This is a genomic window from Streptomyces sp. NPDC044044, assembly GCF_056434405.1.
Map to the genome: position 1 here is coordinate 857,580 of NZ_JBWKFG010000001.1, position 17,022 is coordinate 874,601.

The window sequence follows — 17,022 nt, forward strand, 5'->3', positions numbered from 1 at the left end:
CCTGTCTTTCGAGGGTGGGGCATGGTACTCCGCCTGCTGATGGCCGAAGTTGACCCCTGTGTGACCATGGATTGTGAGAGGCATGTTTGCATGTGTCCATGATCATTACTGCACAGCAAACATCCGAGCAGCCGACGTACGTGGACCGCATCCTGGAGCACTGGAACAAGGACGAGGACGCCGAAGCGCTCGTCCAGGGTGCGCAGCGGCTGACCCGGGGTGAGGCTCGGCGGCGGCTGTTCGCTCTGGGGCACGCGCTGCGCCGGCAGGGCCTCGAACCCGGCGACGGAGTGGGACTGTTCCTGGCCAACCGCGTGGACTCCGTCCTGGTGCAGCTCGCGGTCCATCTCATCGGCTGCCGCGTCGTGTTCCTGCCGCCTGAACCGGGCCCCGGCGAGCTCGCCGCACTGGTCGAGCAGTCCCGGGCGCGCGCCGTGGTCACCGACCCGGTCTTCGCCGGTCGGGCCGCCGACGCCGCGGGACGCAGCGTCCACGCGCCTGTACTGCTCAGCGTCGGGGCCTGTGAACAGCCGTGCGCGGACCTGCTGGCCCTGGCGGCCGAGTGCCCCACGGTGCGCCCCGATGGCGTGCCCGCACCGGGAGCGGACGAGGCCGTCACCGTTCTCTACACCGGCGGCACCCTGGGCCACCCCAAGCTCGCCGCGCACACCCACCGGCTCTACGACACGGTGGTGGACCTGGCGGACGGCGCCCCGGAGGACTCCGGATCCGCCTTCTTCCCGACCATGGACGCGGACGCGGACCGGGTGCTGGCCGCCACACTGCTCACGCACGGCAGCGGCCATCTCACCTCGATCCAGGCGCTGGTGACAGGGTCCGTCCTCGTCGTGCTGCCCGAGTTCGAGGCGGGCGCGGCGCTGGAGGTGCTGCGCGAGGAGCGGATCACCGCCACCATGTTCGTACCGCCCATGCTGTACGCGCTTCTCGACCACCCGGAGTGCGTCCCGGGCGTCCTGCCCGCGCTGCGGCGCATCGTCGTCGGCGGCGCGGCCTCGTCGCCCAGCCGACTGCAGCAGACGGTCGAGGTCTTCGGGCCCGTGCTCAGCCAGGGCTACGGGCAGTCGGAGGCGCTCGGCATCGCCGCCTTCGGGGCGGAGGACCTTGCCGTGGAGGGCGCCCGTCGCCCCGAGCTCTGGCGCAGCTGCGGTCGCGCGATATCCGACACCCGGATCGAGATCCGTGCCGATGACGGCGTGACGGCGCTGCCCGTGCGGCAGGTCGGCGAGGTGTGTGTCCGGGGCAAGGCGGTGATGCTCGGCTACTACGAGGACCCGGAGCGCACCGCGGAGGCGCTGCGCGACGGCTGGCTGCGCACCGGGGACATGGGCTATCTCGACGCCGAGGGATACCTCTACCTCGTCGACCGGGCCAAGGACATCATCGTCACCGGCAGCACCAGTGACAACGTCTACTCCCGAGTCCTCGAGGACTTCCTGCTCACGATCCCCGGTGTGCGCAACGCGGCGGCGCTCGGCGTGCCGGACGAGGAGTACGGGGAGGCCGTGCAGATCTTCCTGGCGACGGCCGACGGGGCTGACGTCGACCCGATCACGGTCGGCGCGGCTGTGACCGCAGAGCTGGGCGACCTGTACACGCCCCGGAAGACGGTCCTGCTGGACCGGCTGCCGACGACCAAGGTCGGCAAGGTGGACAAGAAGGCGCTGCGTGCCGAGTGGGCGAGCGCGGCCCTGACGACGCCGTAGGCGCCGCGGTCGCCGAACGCCGGGGGTCCGTCCGCTCCGGGACGCAGGGCGCACCTGGCCGTCCTGCGGTCCTCGGCGATCACGGCGCTAGGGTGCGGACGTATGACCGATCGTGTTCTGGAGCTCTTGCGCACCCGCGCCGACCTGGCCGAACTGGCCGCGTTCCCCTTCAACTTCGACGTGAGCCGTGCCTACCACGTCGAGGACGTGCACCTGGCCTCCGGCGCCTCGCTGGAGCCGATCGCCGGGGACGACACCGGCGGCACGTACTTCCTCTGCGCGGGATCGGCCGTGCTCCACGCGTCGTCCGAAGGGGACGCCGTGCTCATCGCCGACAGCGTCACCGAGGCGCTCGAGATGCTCGTCCGGCTGCCCGAGTGGTGCGAGGAGCTGACCTCCGAGCTGGACGAGGAGGGCCTTCGCGCCCAAGTGCGCGCGGCGGACGCCGAAGCGCGCGAGGAGTTCGCCCCCGACCTGGACGAGCAGCGAGCGGCGTTGATCAGTGGCCTCGGCCTGCCGGAGCGGCCCTTGGTGGAGCTCTTCGCGCTGACGGAGTCGGCCGCGGGGCGCACCGAGCCGGACCACGTCCTGCTCAACTCCCGTGACCTCCTGGCGTATCGACTGCACGAGTCCTACCGCCGTCCGTTGCGGGAGTTCGTGCTCGGGCCAGGACGGGAGAACCTGGAGCGGATGCGCATAGGCGACCCGGGCGCCCGCGACGCGGCAGCGGCGGATCCGGTGCTCCGGGCAGGGGTACTGCGGGCGGCGCAGTTCGACCGGCGTGAGGGCGACCTGCCGCTGCTGAGGTTCCTGTTGGCGTGCGAGAGTGCCGAGCACACCGAGTGGTCCGAGGAACGGCGGCTCGCCGCGGACCTGGTGGCGTCGCACGGGCAGGAGGCGAGGCGGCCCGGGCGTGAGGTGGCCGCGGAGAGCGAATTCACCTGGGTCGAACTGGCCCACCGGCAGGGGCACGTCGAGCACGCCAGGGTCGCACTCATCCGCATGCTGGACGACACGGGCCCGCAGGCGGACCGCCTCCGGGAGCTGAGCCGCGCGCTGGAGCGCATCGGCGACCACGCGCAGGCGGCGCGCGCCCAGTTCTTCCTCGTCTCGCTCCAGGACACGGGCTGGGACCGGGCCTCGGAGGCCTACGTCCTCGCCCGTCTTGAGCGCCTCAAGGGCGACCTCGCCGCAGCGGGGCGCGCATTGAAGCGGGCTCGGGAGGCGGTCGGCGCGGAGGGGGCAGCCCCGGACGGAACGGTGGATCAGTGGCACCGGCGAGGGCTCGGCCGGCTCATCACGGAGCAGCACCTGGAGCTGACGCTGGCCGCGATCGATGCGGGTGACGAGGACCTCGCACGGACGACGATGGCGCAGGCCCGACACCTGCTGGCCTCTCTGGGCAAGGAGTCGGCGAAGGCGCTCGGTCCGCTGTCCACGCGTGCGAAATGGGCGGTGGCGGGGCTGGGGCGGCAGGGGGGGTTGAGCGCGAGCACCTCGCCCGGGTGGATCCATCCGGGGACGTAATCCCTGGGGTGAGTACCTCTCAGCCGGATGTGGACCACAGGGTGATGGGGAACGCGCCCGCCGTCCCTAGCGTGGAGGCACCGGTCGACGAAAGGACTTCAGTGAGACGCATATCCCTGGTGGGGGCCGCCGTAGCCATGGCTCTGGCGGGATCCGTGAGCGCGCCGACTGCCCATGCCGACACCACGGCGGACCCGTCGCCCAAGACGGCACTGGTGGTGCCGGAGCCATCGGGGCACCACCCGGTCGGCAGGACCACCGTCCACCTGCAGGACGAGGGCCGGCCCGACCCCTGGGTTCCCTCGGCCGACCGGGAGTTGATGGTCTCCCTCTGGTATCCAGCCGTGAAGGCGTCCAGCACACCCGCCCCCTATATGACCCCCGACGAGTCCAAGCAGTACATCGAGGCCAACGAACTGGGCCTGCCACCCGACCTGTTCAGCAAAGTGGTCACCCACTCCACCGCAGATGCCATGCCGTCCAGGACCCGGCGCGGGCTGCCCCTCGTCGTGCTGTCCCCTGGCTTCGGCATGCCGCGCGCCACTCTCACGGGACTTGCCGAGGAACTCGCGAGCCGTGGCTACGCCGTCGCCGGGATCGGGCACAACTACGAGGCCAGCGGCATCTCGTTCCCCGACGGGCACACCACCCCTTGCACGGTGTGCCAGGACCCGGACTACCCCAAGGTCGGCGCGGTCCGCGCCGAGGACATCTCGTTCGTGCTCGACGAACTCACCTCGGAACGACCGGCTGGGAAGGGCGGCACGCTCATCGACGCGGACCGCATCGCCATGGTCGGGCACTCGGCCGGCGGGTTCAGCGCGATCCCGGCCATGCTGCGCGACCCGCGCATCAAGGCCGGGGTCAACATGGACGGCAACTTCCGCTTCCCCGATGACACCCCGCTGGACCGGCCGTTCCTGATGCTGGGAAAGTCCAGCCACGTGCCGGGCGCCGAGCCGACGTGGGACGAGACGTGGACCGAACTGGCCGGATGGAAAAGCTGGTTGAGTGTCGAGGGCACGGAGCATCTCTCCTTCACCGACTTGGCGCCCCTGGCCAAGCAGCTCGGCAGGCCGCTCCAGGACCTGGACGGGGATCGCAGCGACGCCGTCACCCGCGCCTACGTCACCGCATTCGTCGACAAGCACCTGCGCGGCAGTGACACACGACTGCTGGATGGTCCGTCGGCGCGCTATCCGGAAGTGCGGTTCCATCGGCCCTGACGCTAGGCCTGATGCGAGCCCTGACGCGAGGCCTGACGCGAGCCCTGGCCGTGGATGCCGTGGCTGCCTCACGCGGAGGTTCGCTCAGGCGTGCGCGAGGCCGACGTGACCGCCTGCGGGGCGGGTGCGGGTGCAGGCGCGGATGCTGCGGCCCGGCGCCTGCGTCCCACCGATGCGATGACGCTGGTGAGCACGCCCGCGAGCAGCCCCCAGAACGCGGACCCGATACCGAGCAGCGTCACACCGGAGGCCGTGGCGAGGAAGGTGACGACGGCCGCCTCCCTGGCCGCGGGGTCCGACAGGGCACTGGCCAGGGACGCCTCGATCGTGGCGAGCAGGCCGACCCCGGCGACGGCCAGGACGAGCGCGTGGGGCATCGCGGTGAGCAGCGAGGCGACGGTGGCGCCGAGCAGCCCGACGCACAGGTAGAAGACGCCCGCCCACACGGCTGCGAGGTAGCGCCGCTGCCGGTCGGGGTGGGCCGATTCGCCGGTGCAGATCGCGGCGGTCATCGCCGCCAGATTGATACCGAACGCCCCGAACGGCGCGAGCACTGCCTGCACGGCACCGGTCCACGTCAGGACGGGCGAGACGGGCACCTCGTAGCCGGACCCCCGCAGCACGGCGACACCCGGCAGATTCTGCGAGGCCATGGTGACGACGAACAGCGGCACGCCGACGCTGATCAGGACCTTCCAGTCGAACTCGGGAGCCGTGAACACCGGATGAGCGAGCGAAAGACGGACCCGTTCCAGATGCCAGCCCCCGGTGAGGACGGAGGCGACGACTCCGCCGCCGAGTGCGATGAGGACGGCGTAGCGGGGGAGCAGCCGGCGTGCGAGGAGGTACAGCACGAACACCGGAAACGCGATCGCGAAGCTGCCGCCCATCTGGGAGAACAGCCCCGTACCGAAATCGAGCAGCACACCGCCGAGCAGCGCCGACGCCAGGGGGACCGGGATCCGGTCCATGATCCGCGCGAACCATCCCGTCAGACCGCTCACCGCGATCAGCGCACCGCTGAACACAAAGGCGCCCACGGCCTTGCCCATGGACACCCCGCTCAGGCTCGTGGCCAGAAGCGCGGCTCCTGGCGTCGACCAGGAGGTGACGATCGGGGCCTTGTACCGCAGCGACAGACCCACGCAGGTCACGGCGATGCCGACGCCGAGTGCCAGCATCCACGAGGAGACCTCCCGCGCATCCGCCCCCGCGGCCCGCGCCGCGGTGAACACGAGGGCAGCGGCACTGGTCACCCCGACGGTGACCGCGATGAGCGCCGCCGCCACGGCCGAGGGTGGTGCGATGGCGCGTATGCGGGCGAGCGGGGACATGCGGGCATCACTTCCGGAGGGGGGTGGGAGAGCAGGCTGCAGGCGTTCCTTATACGGAACGTTCTGTTTGTGGAACACTAAGGACGCAGGTGGCGGCACGTCAAAGCGCCGGTGGGCGTAGAAACGGACGGAACGGGGCGGATGGGTCTGAATGACGAGGTGGGGCGCAGGCTGAAACGGCTGCGGCAGGACGACGGCCTGTCGCTGTCGGAGCTCTCGCGCCGCTCGGGCGTCGGCAAGGGCACGCTCTCGGAGCTCGAGACGGGCCGGCGCAACCCCACGCTGGAAACGCTCTACGCCCTGACGACCGCGCTCGGCCTCCCGGTCAGCGCCGTGCTCGACGACCCGGCGCCCGGCGTCGCGGCGGGTGCGGGAGGAGTATCCGGCAGTGCCGTCACCGCGGTCCTCCTGGAGCGGTACGAGGACGAGGCCGCGGCCACGGACGTCTTCCGCGTCACCATCGCCGAGGGCGCGACCCAGGAGTCGGCCGCGCATGTCCCGCTCACCACGGAGAGCCTGATGGTGCTCTCCGGAACGGCGGTCGTCGGCCTGCCCGACGCGCCGCAGACGGCCGGGCCCGGCGGCCACGCCCACTGGCCTGCCGACGTCCCGCACTTCTACAGAGCGCCGGACGGAGAGGTCCAGGGCATTCTCTTCGTGCGGTATCCGAAGACGCGTTCATGATGCGGGCGTCTTGGCCAAGTGCCGTGTGCTGACCCCGGCTGATGGCGCACAGAAGGAGCGCCGGCACGGGCCGACGCTCCCCTGTCGTGCGTACGGACGGCTACGCCGCGGCGTCCTGCGCCACCACCCATGCCGGGTCCCGCGGCTCCACCTTGTTGGCGAAGGCGACGAGTTGTGTGTACGCGGCCAGGTCGGTCATCGCGGACTGGATCCGCGGCAGCGCGGTGTCCGCCGCCGGGACGTCGATCCGCTCCAGCCACTCACCGATGAGCGCGGCCACGGCCAGAGTGCGCTCGCGCATGTCGTGGCAGATGCCGAGCGGGCCACCGGTCAGGGCCTGCCGGGTGTACGCCTGCCACAGCTCGGCCGCGTGCGGCACCGCGCCCAGGCTGATGCCCGAGCGGTAGAGCCGGTCGTAGTCGAGCCTGCTGTACCACGCGGCCGACTCCGGGCTGAGGCTGCCCTTCGCGAGGATCTCGGCCACCTGGGCCAGCATCCGGGCGGCGCCGTCGAGCCGGTCCCGCGCCGCCGCGGCGTACACCGCGGCACCGGCCACCCCGTCGCCGTGCTCGGCGAGTTCCAGGGCACGGCACAACTCACTGGTGGCCGCGGTCACTTCGGTGCCCGCTGCCTGCGCGAGCTGCTTCTTGCTGCGCAGGTCCTCCTCACCGAGGCTGAGGAGCTTGTTGCAGACTGCGCTCATATCCTGGTGCTCCTTTCCTGCCCGGCGCCGGCGACAGCGACGGCTCCGGGGGTCATGCCGAGGATGTTGACGACGGCCAGTGCCTGGCCGTAGATCCGGATGCGGTCGAACCCGGTGAGCAACTGCCAGGCCAGGCGCTGCCAGTCGGCAGGACCGGCTTCGGTGGCCTGTGCCGCGAAGCCCTCGAGCTCGGCGGAGAAGCCGGTCAGCGCGGTCACGAAGTGGCCGAACGCCGCCTCGTCCCCGCCCTCTTCGTAGCGCCGCGCGACGGCCTCGATGGCTCCCCGGTCCAGCTGGACCAGGTCGGCGTCGCGGGCGGCGCCGAGCGTCTCGCGTACCGGAGCGGTCCCGCCGCCCGCGACCCGCAGCCGCTCGTCGTGGACCGGGTAGAACCCCAGTTCCTGGGCGACGCGGTGCGAGGTGCGGTATTCCACCAGTGCGGCCCGGACGGCGGCGGCAGCGCAGCGCACCCGCAGGGCGGCCTGGCGCACGTCGTTGAGTTCCAGGTCGGAGTGCATCAGGTGCAGCTCACTGCCCGCCCGCATGAAGTGGGCCGAGCCGGTGGCGATGGGGCCGTCCACGCGCTCGTACAGAGACTGTTCGGCCACGCTGCCGTCAGGCAGGCTGGGGGCTTTGTTGCAGACCCTACTCATATAGGTCGTGCCTCCTTGGTTGTCCGATGTCGGTTGTCCGATGTCGGTCGTGCGGTGTCGCGACGCACGGCCCGCGGCGTCCGCCGGGAAGCCGCACCAAACCGGAGCGCCATATTCCACGAATGCCGTGGTGACAGCCGGTGCGGTGCCCGGTCGCCGATACGCGGGATCCGAGCGGTAGACGGATGCTCGCAGCGCATCCCGGGGAGAGATCCCCGAAACCGGGCACCACCGGACAGGTCCGGATGGTCTCGGCCAGGCGACGGTCACACGAGGTCGCCCGGCGCGAGCCGATGCGGAGGATGCCAACCATGTCAACAGGGGCGGCGGGACACCCGCCGGACGGGGGAGCGCGGGATGCGGCGGCGGACGTCGGCCCGGTCGAATCCGTGCACACGGCCGACGCGTTGGCCGCGCTGCTGCGGCAGCTGCGCAGGCGCGCCGCGCGCAGGGACGGGGGCGCCCAGCTCACCTACCGTCAGCTGGCGGCGCGGACGGGCTGGGCGCACGGGGTGATCGGCGACTACTTCGCGGGCAAGACGCTTCCGCCGACCGACCGCTTCGACACCCTGGTCCAACTGCTCGGGGCCACCGGGCGCGAGCTGCGGCTGCTTGCGACGGCCCGCGACCGGGTGGAGGAGACGCGCCGCTCGCGCACGGCTGCCAACGGCCGCGCGGGCCCGCCCGGCACGGACAGCGCCGGTTGCCCGCCTGCCGTGCCCCGCCAATTGCCCGCGGACATCACCGAACTCCCTGGGAGAGATGGGCAGTTGGAGGTGCTCGACGCGCTCCGTCCGATGCCGCGGGGCAGCGGCCCCCTGGTGGTCGCGCTCGATGGCCCCGGCGGTGTCGGCAAGTCGGCGCTCGCCGTGCACGCGGCCCATCGGCTCGCCGAGCGGTACCCCGACGGCCAGCTCTATGCCGACCTACGGGGCTCACGCCACGACGAGCATCCCGTGCCGCCCGCTGTCGTCCTCCGGCGGTTCCTCTGCGCGCTGGGTGCGCCGAGGCCGACTCCCGGCAGTGAGGCGGACGCGGCGGCGGCCTACCGCACCCGGCTCACCGAGCGCCGGGTGCTCATCGTCCTCGACAACGCCCTGGACGCCGCCCAGGTACGTCCCCTGCTGCCGGCGGCGCACGGCTGCGCGGTCCTCGTCACCAGCCGCGGTGTCCTCGCCGCCCTGAACGGCGCCGCCCACCTCCACCTGACGCCGCTGCCGCCCCCGGCGTCCGTCGAGGTGCTCGGCCTCTGGGCGGGACCGGGCAGGCTGGCCGCCGAAGCCGGCGCCGCCGACGCGATCGCGCAGCACTGCGGTCACCTCCCGCTGGCCCTGCGCATCGCGGGAGCCCGCCTGGCGGCACGGCCCCGGTGGCCGGTGCGGGAACTCGCCGACCGGCTGGCCGACCCCGCGCGGCGCCTGGCGGAGCTGTCCTTCGCGGATCTGGACATGCGTGCGGCCCTGGAGGTGGGCCACCGGGAGCTCCTGGCCCGCGGCGCCACCGGTCGGACCGCGGCGCTCGCGCTCCCCCTGCTGGCGGCGGGGCAGGGCGAATTGACGGTGGCGCGGGCGGCGGCGACGACCGGCGAGGCGCCCTCGGTGACCGAGGTGATCCTGGAGCAGCTGGTCGACGTCCAGTTCCTGGAGTCCCCGGCTCCGGGACGCTACCGCTTCCACCCGCTGACCCGGCTGTTCGCCCTGCGATCCGCGACCCGCGAGCCGGAGCGCGGCGGACCGGAGCACGGCCGACCGGAACACCCTTACGCGTCCCAGTAGTTGAGCGGCGCCGACCCCACGCTGTGCCCTCTGCGGTCAAGCACCCGCCCCACGTGCTTGACCGTGCGCAGCACCACGGCGCGCTCGGTGATCCGCAGATCCAGGTGCGCGAGGCGGCTGTTGAGCAGTGCCTCGGTGGTGTGGACCTCGGACAGGGCCGGCAGCCAGATGTCGAGCATCAGATTGTGCGCGCCCGCCGTGATGCTGCACATGCGCAGGCCCGGCAGGGTGCGCAGGGCGCTCACCGTCTCGTCGAGATGCTGGGCGGGCACCGATCCGAAGTAGACGACCGAGACCGGAAATCCGGTCAGCGGCCTGGCAAGGGCACAGCGCAGCGAGAGCCGCCCGGTGCCGGTCAGGACGCGCAGCCTGCGCCGGACGGTCGCGGCGGAGACGCCGACGGTCTCCGCAAGCTCCGTCAGGGGCATCCGGCCGTCGGTGCCGAGTGCGAGGGCGATGCGGCGGTCGAGGGGCCGCAGTGGTTCGTCGGGCAGCGCGGGCCGCTCCACGGTGAGCGCGGCGCGCTGCTGCCGGGTGAGGATGCGCAGCCGCCACGAGGCGCCCTCGAAGGGCGCCGCGGTGATGACGTGGCTGCGTACGGCACGCACCCCGGGCAGCTGCGACACCCGGTCGCCGGAGAGCCTGGCGAGGCCGTCGAGGTCGGCGGCGGCGACGATGGCGAGCAGATCACGCCCGCCCGAGGTCTGCTTGAGGCTCAACACATGCGGATCACGGGCGAGTTGCCCGATGGTGTCCTCGCTCAGCCGGCCGTCCATGTCGATCTCGATCTGGGCGTAGACGCCCTCGTCGTGGCCGGGCGACAGATAGCCGTCCACCCAGGCCACGCCCGCGCGCACCAGGCGCTCCCAGCGCCGGGCGACCGTCACCGCGTCGACCTCCAGGACCTCACCCATCCGCACCCAGGGCACCCGGGGCTGGATCTGCAGGGCGTGCACGATCGACAGATCCAGTTCGTCCAGGGTGTGCGTCCGCTGCGTGTCCATGAGGGGTGCCGAATCCTGCGTCAAAGGCGTCGTGGTGAAGGATTCCGGCGATTTTACACAGTCGTGATCCCTGATACCGAGGATCGTCGGCCATGAGCCACGCACTGTTCTCCTCCTTGCGCATCATCCGGGCCCGACTCGTCGACGGCACCGGTGCGGCCCCCGTCACGGACGCAGTCGTCGACATCGACGAGGACGGCACGATCGTCCACGCAGGACCGGCCGCCACCGCGCCCGAGGCCCCCGCCAGGGCCCGGACCGTGGACGCGGCAGGACGCACGGTCCTGCCGGGCTTCATCGACACCCATGTCCACCTCGCCATCGAATCGCCCCGGCAGATGGTCCGCCGGCACGAGAGCGACCAGACCCTGGAGACGTTCCGGACCGCCGAGCGCCTGCGCATCACCCTGGAAGCGGGCATCACCACCGCCCGTGACCTGGGCGGTCTTCCGGCCGGCTACCGGGACGCGGTCGCCGCGGGCCTCACCACAGGACCTCGCCTGCACACGGCCGTCCGCATCCTCAGCCACACCGGTGGCCACGCCGACTTCCGCTCGGAGTGCGGCTTCGACCCCAGCGCCGGAGTGGGCGAGATCGCCGACACCCCGGACGAGGTACGGGTCGCGGTGCGCCGCCTGCTCCGCTCGGGCGCCGACGTGATCAAGGTCTGCGCGACCGGCGGAATGAGCAGCCCCTATGACCAGCCCGACGACGAGGGCCTGACCGTCGAGGAGATCCGCACGGTCGTCGACGAGGTGGCCCGGCACGGCGGCCGCCCCGTGGCGGCCCACGCACAGGGCACCGCGGGCATCGTCAACGCGATCCGCGGCGGCGTGAGCAGCGTCGAGCACGGCTACGGCCTCACCGCGCAGGCACGCGAACTGGCGGGCGAGCACGGCACGTTCGTGGTGCCGACCCTGTCGACGGTGTTCGACGGCATCGACCGTTCGACCATGCAGCCCTTCCACTACGAGAAGAAGGTCCGCTGGTCCGGCATCACCCGGGAGAACATCGCCGCGGCCATCGCCGACGGCGTACGCATGGCGATGGGCACTGACGCCGCGATGGTGCCCCACGGCCGCAACCTGCGCGAGCTCTCCCATCTCGTGGCACTCGGCATGAGCCCGGAGCGGGCCATCGAGGCGGGCACCCGCAGCGCCGCCGAACTCCTCGGTCTCTCCGCGGAGATCGGCACGCTCGAAGCGGGCAAGCACGGCGACCTGGTGATGTGCGACGGCGATCCGCTCGCGGACGTCTCGATCCTGTCCGACCCGGCGCGCATCGTGCTCGTCGCCCAGCGCGGTGCCGTACGCAAGGACACGCTCGGCCTGGCACGGACCGCTCCGGCGGCGAGCGGCGCGCCATCGGAAGGAGCCGCCGGATGAGCACCTCGGTCACCTCCGCGAAGACGCCGACGGGCGGCCCGCCGAAGCCGTCCGTGCTCGACAAGGTCCTGAACGGCATCGAGCGTGCGGGCAACAAGCTCCCGCACCCGGTGCTGCTCTTCCTCGGCCTCTTCCTGATCATCGGCACGGTGTCGACGGTCCTCGCCGCCACCGGCACCACTGTCACGGTGCCGGGCGAGGACGAGACGCTCGCGGTCAAGGGCCTGTTCAGCGGCGAGGGCGTGCGCTGGCTGCTCGAGAACTTCATCCCGAACTTCACCGGCTTCCCCTCGCTCGGGACCGTGCTGCTGATGATGGCCGCGGTCGGCGTCGCCGAGAAGACAGGCCTGCTCGAAACAGCCGTACGCGCCTCCATCGCGCGGGCGCCCCGGCGGCTGCTGCCCTACCTGGTCGCGTTCGTGGCGTGCCAGGCGCACTTGATGAGCGACGTGGCGATCCTGGTGATCCCGCCGCTGGCCGCACTCGCCTTCAAGAACGCGGGCCGCAATCCGATCGCCGGTCTCATGGGCGGCTTCGCCTGCGTCTGTGCCGGCTACGCGGCAGGCTTCTCGATCGGCGCGCTGGACGCGCTCTACACCGGCATCACGCATCAGGCCGCCGCCGTCGTGCCCGGCGGCGAGAGCGCCCCCACGCACATCCTCATCAACTACTTCTTCACCGCTGCCGCCAGCTGCGTGCTCGCCCTGATCGGCGGCTTCCTCATCTCCCGCGTCCTGGAACCCCGGCTGCCCCAGCCGGATCCGGCCGCCGACGGCGAGGCCGAGACCGATGGGGCCGGCGCAGGCTCGGAGGTCACGGTCACGGTCACCGTGAGCGCGAGGCAGCGCACGGGCCTGCTGCGTTCGGGCCTGGCCGTCCTGCTCTACGCGGCCGTCGTGGTCACCTGCTGGCTGCTGCCGGGCTCCCCGCTGCGCGGCGAGGGCGGTGCGCTGGTCCCCTCGCCGGTCCTCGACGGCATCGTGCCGCTCTTGTTCGTCGCCTTCGTCCTTGCGGGCATCGTCTACGGCCGCACCGTCGGCACGCTCAAGCGCGCCGACGACGTTCCGCGCATGATGGCCGATTCGATCACCGGCATGTCCGGCTACATCGTCCTGATCCTGGTGATCTCACAGGTCATCGGCGTCTTCGACTGGTCCAACGTCGGCACGCTGCTCGCGGTGAAGGGCGCGAACCTCCTGGACTCCGCGGGCCTCACGGGTTTCACGGGCCTGGCCTTGTTCGTCCTCCTGGTCTGTGTCCTGAATCTGTTTGTCACCTCGGGCTCGGCCCTGTGGTCCCTGGTCGCGCCGGTCTTCGTCCCGGCGTTCATGCTCATCGGCATGGAACCGGCCGTCACCCAGGCCGCGTTCCGGATCGGCGACTCCGCGACCCAGATGATCACGCCGCTCAATCCGTACGTCTTCCTGATGCTGACGATCCTGCGCCGCTACGAACCCGGGGCGCAGCTCGGCACGGTCATGGCCCGGCTCTCCGTATTCGTGGTCCCGTTCCTGATCGCCTGGCTTGCGGTCCTCGGCCTCTTCTACGGCCTGGGCCTGCCACTTGGGCCCGGCGCGGACATCCACCGCTGACCTGACACGCGCCTGTGCCGCTCAGGCGGCCAGGCGTTCAGGCGGTCAGTCGATTGCGGTGGGAGGCGCGGCGCGCCGCGGCCAGGAGCCCCCGGATCTGAGGTCCTGCCTGGTCGATGTCGCTGACGGGAGTGGCGAACGGCAGCCGGACATCGAGATGCGTGGTGGGGTACTCCAGACGCAACGTCACTCCGTAGCGGTCCATGGCCAGCGGGACCGCGCGCAACATGCCCTTCTCCGGCTGCGGTTGCACAAGCCGGACCAGGAGAGGGACGAGCTCTTGGTGACTGTCCACGAGATGGGTCAGCATGTCCGCCTCGCTGCCCGTGATCGGATCCGGGGGGACCGAGCAGAGCTCGTCCAGGGAGACGAAGTGGCGGCCCTGATCGTCTTCGAGGAGCGCCTGACCGAACTCCATGCAGGTGCTCTGATCCGACTCATCGCTGTACGGGGCCGTCAGCAGCCCGGTGACGGTGACGCGGGCACGCAGGCGATCGCGTACGGCGGTGGGCGCGATGTCGGTGAACTCCAGGCGGACCGGGCGGCGTTCCTGCGGCGAAGCCGGGGTGTCCTGGCCTGGGGCGTGCAGGTGGATGTGTCCCGCACCCGCGCCGTCGAGCCGGTGGACCTCGGTGTGACACCCGTCGCTGATCACTGTCATCGACTGTGCCGCGTGCAGGATCGCGTGCACGCGTTCGGCGGGGGTCGGCTGTGTGATGCGGGTGCTGTGTGGGCGCATCCAAATGCTCCATGCCGTTTCCGTTGAAGAGACCCAAGCCTCGTACTTAGGTATGCCTAACCTAACCCATGAATGGGGTGGGGAACACCAGGCGGTACGGGGCGGATTGCCGGGGCCGGTGTATCGCTGGGGGCCTAATTTTGCGCACTCTGCATCTTTGCGTACTCTGCAAGATGTGACGAGCAAAGACGCTGCGCCCGGACTCCGTGAGCGCAAGAAGCGGGCCACGCGGGCGGCGTTGTCCGATGCCGCGGTGCGGCTGGCAGCCGAGCACGGGGCGGAGAACGTCACCGTCGAGGCGATCAGCAGCGCGGCGGGAGTCTCTCCGCGCACGTTCTTCAACTACTTCGACAGCCACGACGACGCCTTCCTGATGATCGACGAAGAGGTCGGCGAGCGGCTCCGGCGCACGGTGCGCCAGGCACCCGCCGAGCTGTCCCTCCTCGACGTGCTGCGGGACGCGTTCGCCGCGGAACTGGTGGACATAGAGGAGCGCCACGAGATCTGGAGCCTGCGGGCCAAGGTCTTCCAGCGCTCGCCGCACCTCCTCGTCCGTGGCCTGGGGGCCCACATGGCCGAGGAGTCGGAGTTGGCGCAGGCGATCGCCGAGCGACTGGGGGGAGCCCCGGGCGAGGCGGTCGGGCTCTACCCCCGGCTGGTCGCCGCCGTCTCCACGACCGCCATCCGGGTCGCCATCGAGGACTGGTGCGGGCGCACGGCCGACGTCGCCTTCGTCGAGGTCTTCCGCCTCACCTTCGAGCACCTGTCCGCAGGCCTGGCCGCCCCCGCGGCCGACTCCTGAGCCCCCATCACCCCTGAACCCCGCTTCCTGCCCGATCCACGGATCGACTTCCGAGAAGGACACCTTGAGCACAGCAGAGGCGCCCGATCAGGCGCCCACCTCCATGAGCAACAAGCAGATACTCCAGGCCATGTCCGGGCTGATGGCGGGCATGTTCGTCGCCATCCTGGCCGGTACGGTCGTGGCCAACGCCCTGCCGCGCATCATCGCCGACCTCGGCGCCAGCCAGTCGTCCTACACCTGGGTCGTCACCTCCGAACTGCTCGCCATGACGGCGACCGTCCCCCTGTGGGGCAAGCTCTCGGACCTCTACAACAAGAAGCTGCTCCTGCAGCTGTCCCTCGCCATGTTCATCGTCGGCTCCCTGCTCGCCGGGTTCTCGCAGGGCGTGGGGCTGCTCATCTTCAGCCGCGTCGTGCAGGGCATCGGTGCCGGTGGCCTCACCGCGCTCGCGCAGGTCGTCATGGCGGCCGTCATTCCGCCGCGCAGGCTCGGCAAGTACGCGGGCATCTTCGGCGCCGTGTTCGCCGTGGGCACGGTGGCGGGACCGCTGGTCGGCGGTGTCCTGGTGGACACGTCCTGGCTGGGCTGGCGCTGGTGCTTCTTCATCGGCGTGCCGTTCGCGCTCCTGGCCATCCTGATCCTGCAGCGCACCCTGCGACTGCCGACCGTGCGCCGTGACGTGAAGATCGACTTCCTGGGCGCCTTCCTGATCGTGGCCGGCGTCTGCGCGCTCCTGATCTGGACCTCGCTGGCGGGCCAGCAGTTCGACTGGGCGTCCTGGCAGACCGCGGCGCTCACCTCAACCGGTGTGGTCCTGCTGGTGGCGGCGGTGTTCGTGGAGTCCCGGGTGCCGGAGCCGATCATTCCGCTGGCCATCTTCCGCAACAGGACCGTCACGCTGACGACCGTCGCGAGCCTGCTGGTGGGCGTGGCCATGTTCGGCGGCACTGTGTTCCTCTCGCAGTACTTCCAGATCGCGCTCGGCAAGTCGCCCACGGTGGCGGGCATGATGAGTCTGCCGATGATCCTGGGACTGCTGGTCTCCTCCACGATCGCCGGCCAGTTCATCAGCAGGACCGGCAAGTGGAAGGCGTACCTGGTCTCGGGCGCCGTCATCATGACCGCAGGTCTGGGGCTGCTCGCCACCATCGACGCGGACACCGGCTTCGGACTGCTCAGCCTGTACATGGCCGTGCTCGGCATCGGTGTCGGCATGCTGATGCAGAACCTGGTGCTCGCCGCGCAGAACGACGTACCGGCAACCGAGTTGGGTGCGGCGACCTCCGTCCTGTCGTTCTTCCGCAGCATGGGCGGCACGATCGGCACCAGCGTCCTCGGCGCGGTCCTCGCCAACCGCGTGGCCTCGGAGATCTCCAAGAGCGTGGGCGCGGCGGGCGGTGCCGCCGCCGACGGTTCCGGCGGCGGCGAGGGTGCCGTACCCGACATGACGAAACTCCCCGCGCCGATGCGGGAGATCGTGGAGAACGCCTACGGCCTGGCGACCGCCGACCTCTTCCTGCTCGCGGCTCCGTTCGCGGCGCTTGCGCTGGTCGCGGTGATCTTCATCAAGGAGAAGCCGCTGAAGACGACGAGCGGCATGGAACGGCTCGCACAGGAGAACGGCGCGCAGCCGGACGGCGACGGCAAGAACACCGAGTCGATGCTGGCCAGTTGAGCCGACGCCCCAGCACAGCCGCCTTTCGAGGATCGGCCCCGGTCACCCCGCAGGGACTGACCGGGGCCGATCCTTTTGGCGAGGAGTTCCCTACGCCTGCGGGGCGGCCCACGGATCGCCGAGGACGCCACTGATGCGGACGAGTCCGGCAGCCCCGTCGGACTCCACGACCACGTAGGCGGTGTATGCCCACCCC

14 protein-coding genes are annotated in these 17,022 nt (G+C 71.1%); 9 read left to right on the forward strand and 5 right to left on the reverse strand.

Annotated features, from left to right (window positions below):
• Positions 1 to 98 precede the first annotated feature (98 nt).
• The 3 genes from AC07AG_RS04150 to AC07AG_RS04160 all read left to right on the forward strand — a co-directional run bounded on the left by AC07AG_RS04150 (position 99) and on the right by AC07AG_RS04160 (position 4,477).
• Positions 99 to 1,724, forward strand: coding sequence for a class I adenylate-forming enzyme family protein (locus tag AC07AG_RS04150; protein WP_478751614.1), 1,626 nt, complete (start codon positions 99 to 101; stop codon positions 1,722 to 1,724).
• A 102-nt stretch (positions 1,725 to 1,826) separates the two neighbouring features.
• Positions 1,827 to 3,251 (forward strand): hypothetical protein, encoded by a 1,425-nt coding sequence (locus AC07AG_RS04155; RefSeq protein WP_478751616.1) that lies wholly within the window; start codon positions 1,827 to 1,829, stop codon positions 3,249 to 3,251.
• A 101-nt stretch (positions 3,252 to 3,352) separates the two neighbouring features.
• Positions 3,353 to 4,477, forward strand: coding sequence for an alpha/beta hydrolase family protein (locus AC07AG_RS04160; protein WP_478751618.1), 1,125 nt, complete (start codon positions 3,353 to 3,355; stop codon positions 4,475 to 4,477).
• 68 nt (positions 4,478 to 4,545) lie between these two features.
• On the opposite strand, the gene AC07AG_RS04165 is transcribed toward AC07AG_RS04160, so the two are convergent.
• On the reverse strand, positions 4,546 to 5,811 hold the full coding sequence (locus AC07AG_RS04165; protein ID WP_478751620.1) for a benzoate/H(+) symporter BenE family transporter: 1,266 nt from the start codon (positions 5,809 to 5,811) through the stop codon (positions 4,546 to 4,548).
• A gap of 141 nt (positions 5,812 to 5,952) precedes the next feature.
• Here AC07AG_RS04165 and AC07AG_RS04170 point away from each other — a divergent pair, with 141 nt between their 5' ends.
• On the forward strand, positions 5,953 to 6,495 hold the full coding sequence (locus AC07AG_RS04170; RefSeq protein ID WP_478751622.1) for a helix-turn-helix domain-containing protein: 543 nt from the start codon (positions 5,953 to 5,955) through the stop codon (positions 6,493 to 6,495).
• A gap of 100 nt (positions 6,496 to 6,595) precedes the next feature.
• On the opposite strand, the gene AC07AG_RS04175 is transcribed toward AC07AG_RS04170, so the two are convergent.
• Positions 6,596 to 7,198 carry a hypothetical protein gene (locus AC07AG_RS04175; protein WP_478751624.1) on the reverse strand — a complete coding sequence of 201 codons (603 nt, stop codon included), beginning with the start codon at positions 7,196 to 7,198 and terminating at the stop codon, positions 6,596 to 6,598.
• Positions 7,195 to 7,806, reverse strand: a complete 612-nt coding sequence (locus AC07AG_RS04180) for a hypothetical protein (RefSeq protein WP_478751626.1) — start codon at positions 7,804 to 7,806, stop codon at positions 7,195 to 7,197. The genes AC07AG_RS04175 and AC07AG_RS04180 overlap by 4 nt, the downstream gene beginning before the upstream one ends.
• Before the next feature lie 356 nt (positions 7,807 to 8,162).
• On the opposite strand from AC07AG_RS04180, the gene AC07AG_RS04185 reads away from it, so the two are divergent.
• Positions 8,163 to 9,626: a helix-turn-helix domain-containing protein gene (locus AC07AG_RS04185; RefSeq protein ID WP_478751628.1), complete on the forward strand. Its 1,464-nt coding sequence runs from the start codon at positions 8,163 to 8,165 to the stop codon at positions 9,624 to 9,626.
• Here the strand turns inward: AC07AG_RS04185 and AC07AG_RS04190 are convergent.
• Positions 9,611 to 10,630: an Lrp/AsnC family transcriptional regulator gene (locus AC07AG_RS04190; RefSeq protein ID WP_478751630.1), complete on the reverse strand. Its 1,020-nt coding sequence runs from the start codon at positions 10,628 to 10,630 to the stop codon at positions 9,611 to 9,613. The genes AC07AG_RS04185 and AC07AG_RS04190 overlap by 16 nt on opposite strands.
• A 92-nt stretch (positions 10,631 to 10,722) precedes the next feature.
• On the opposite strand from AC07AG_RS04190, the gene AC07AG_RS04195 reads away from it, so the two are divergent.
• The gene (locus tag AC07AG_RS04195; protein ID WP_478751632.1) at positions 10,723 to 12,015 is read left to right on the forward strand and encodes a metal-dependent hydrolase family protein; all 1,293 of its coding nucleotides are present in this window, start codon (positions 10,723 to 10,725) and stop codon (positions 12,013 to 12,015) included.
• Positions 12,012 to 13,607, forward strand: a complete 1,596-nt coding sequence (locus AC07AG_RS04200) for an AbgT family transporter (protein ID WP_478751634.1) — start codon at positions 12,012 to 12,014, stop codon at positions 13,605 to 13,607. The genes AC07AG_RS04195 and AC07AG_RS04200 overlap by 4 nt, the downstream gene beginning before the upstream one ends.
• Positions 13,608 to 13,644: 37 nt before the next feature.
• Here AC07AG_RS04200 and AC07AG_RS04205 read toward each other — a convergent pair whose 3' ends face one another.
• Positions 13,645 to 14,346, reverse strand: coding sequence for a DUF2470 domain-containing protein (locus AC07AG_RS04205; RefSeq protein WP_478751636.1), 702 nt, complete (start codon positions 14,344 to 14,346; stop codon positions 13,645 to 13,647).
• 166 nt (positions 14,347 to 14,512) lie between these two features.
• Between AC07AG_RS04205 and AC07AG_RS04210 the strand changes: the two genes are divergently transcribed.
• Together AC07AG_RS04210 and AC07AG_RS04215 are read left to right on the forward strand one after the other, a co-directional pair.
• Entirely contained in the window at positions 14,513 to 15,148 is a 636-nt protein-coding gene (locus AC07AG_RS04210) for a TetR/AcrR family transcriptional regulator (RefSeq protein WP_478752220.1), read from the forward strand.
• A gap of 103 nt (positions 15,149 to 15,251) precedes the next feature.
• On the forward strand, positions 15,252 to 16,826 hold the full coding sequence (locus AC07AG_RS04215; RefSeq protein WP_478752222.1) for an MDR family MFS transporter: 1,575 nt from the start codon (positions 15,252 to 15,254) through the stop codon (positions 16,824 to 16,826).
• The last annotated feature ends 196 nt before the right edge of the window (positions 16,827 to 17,022 follow it).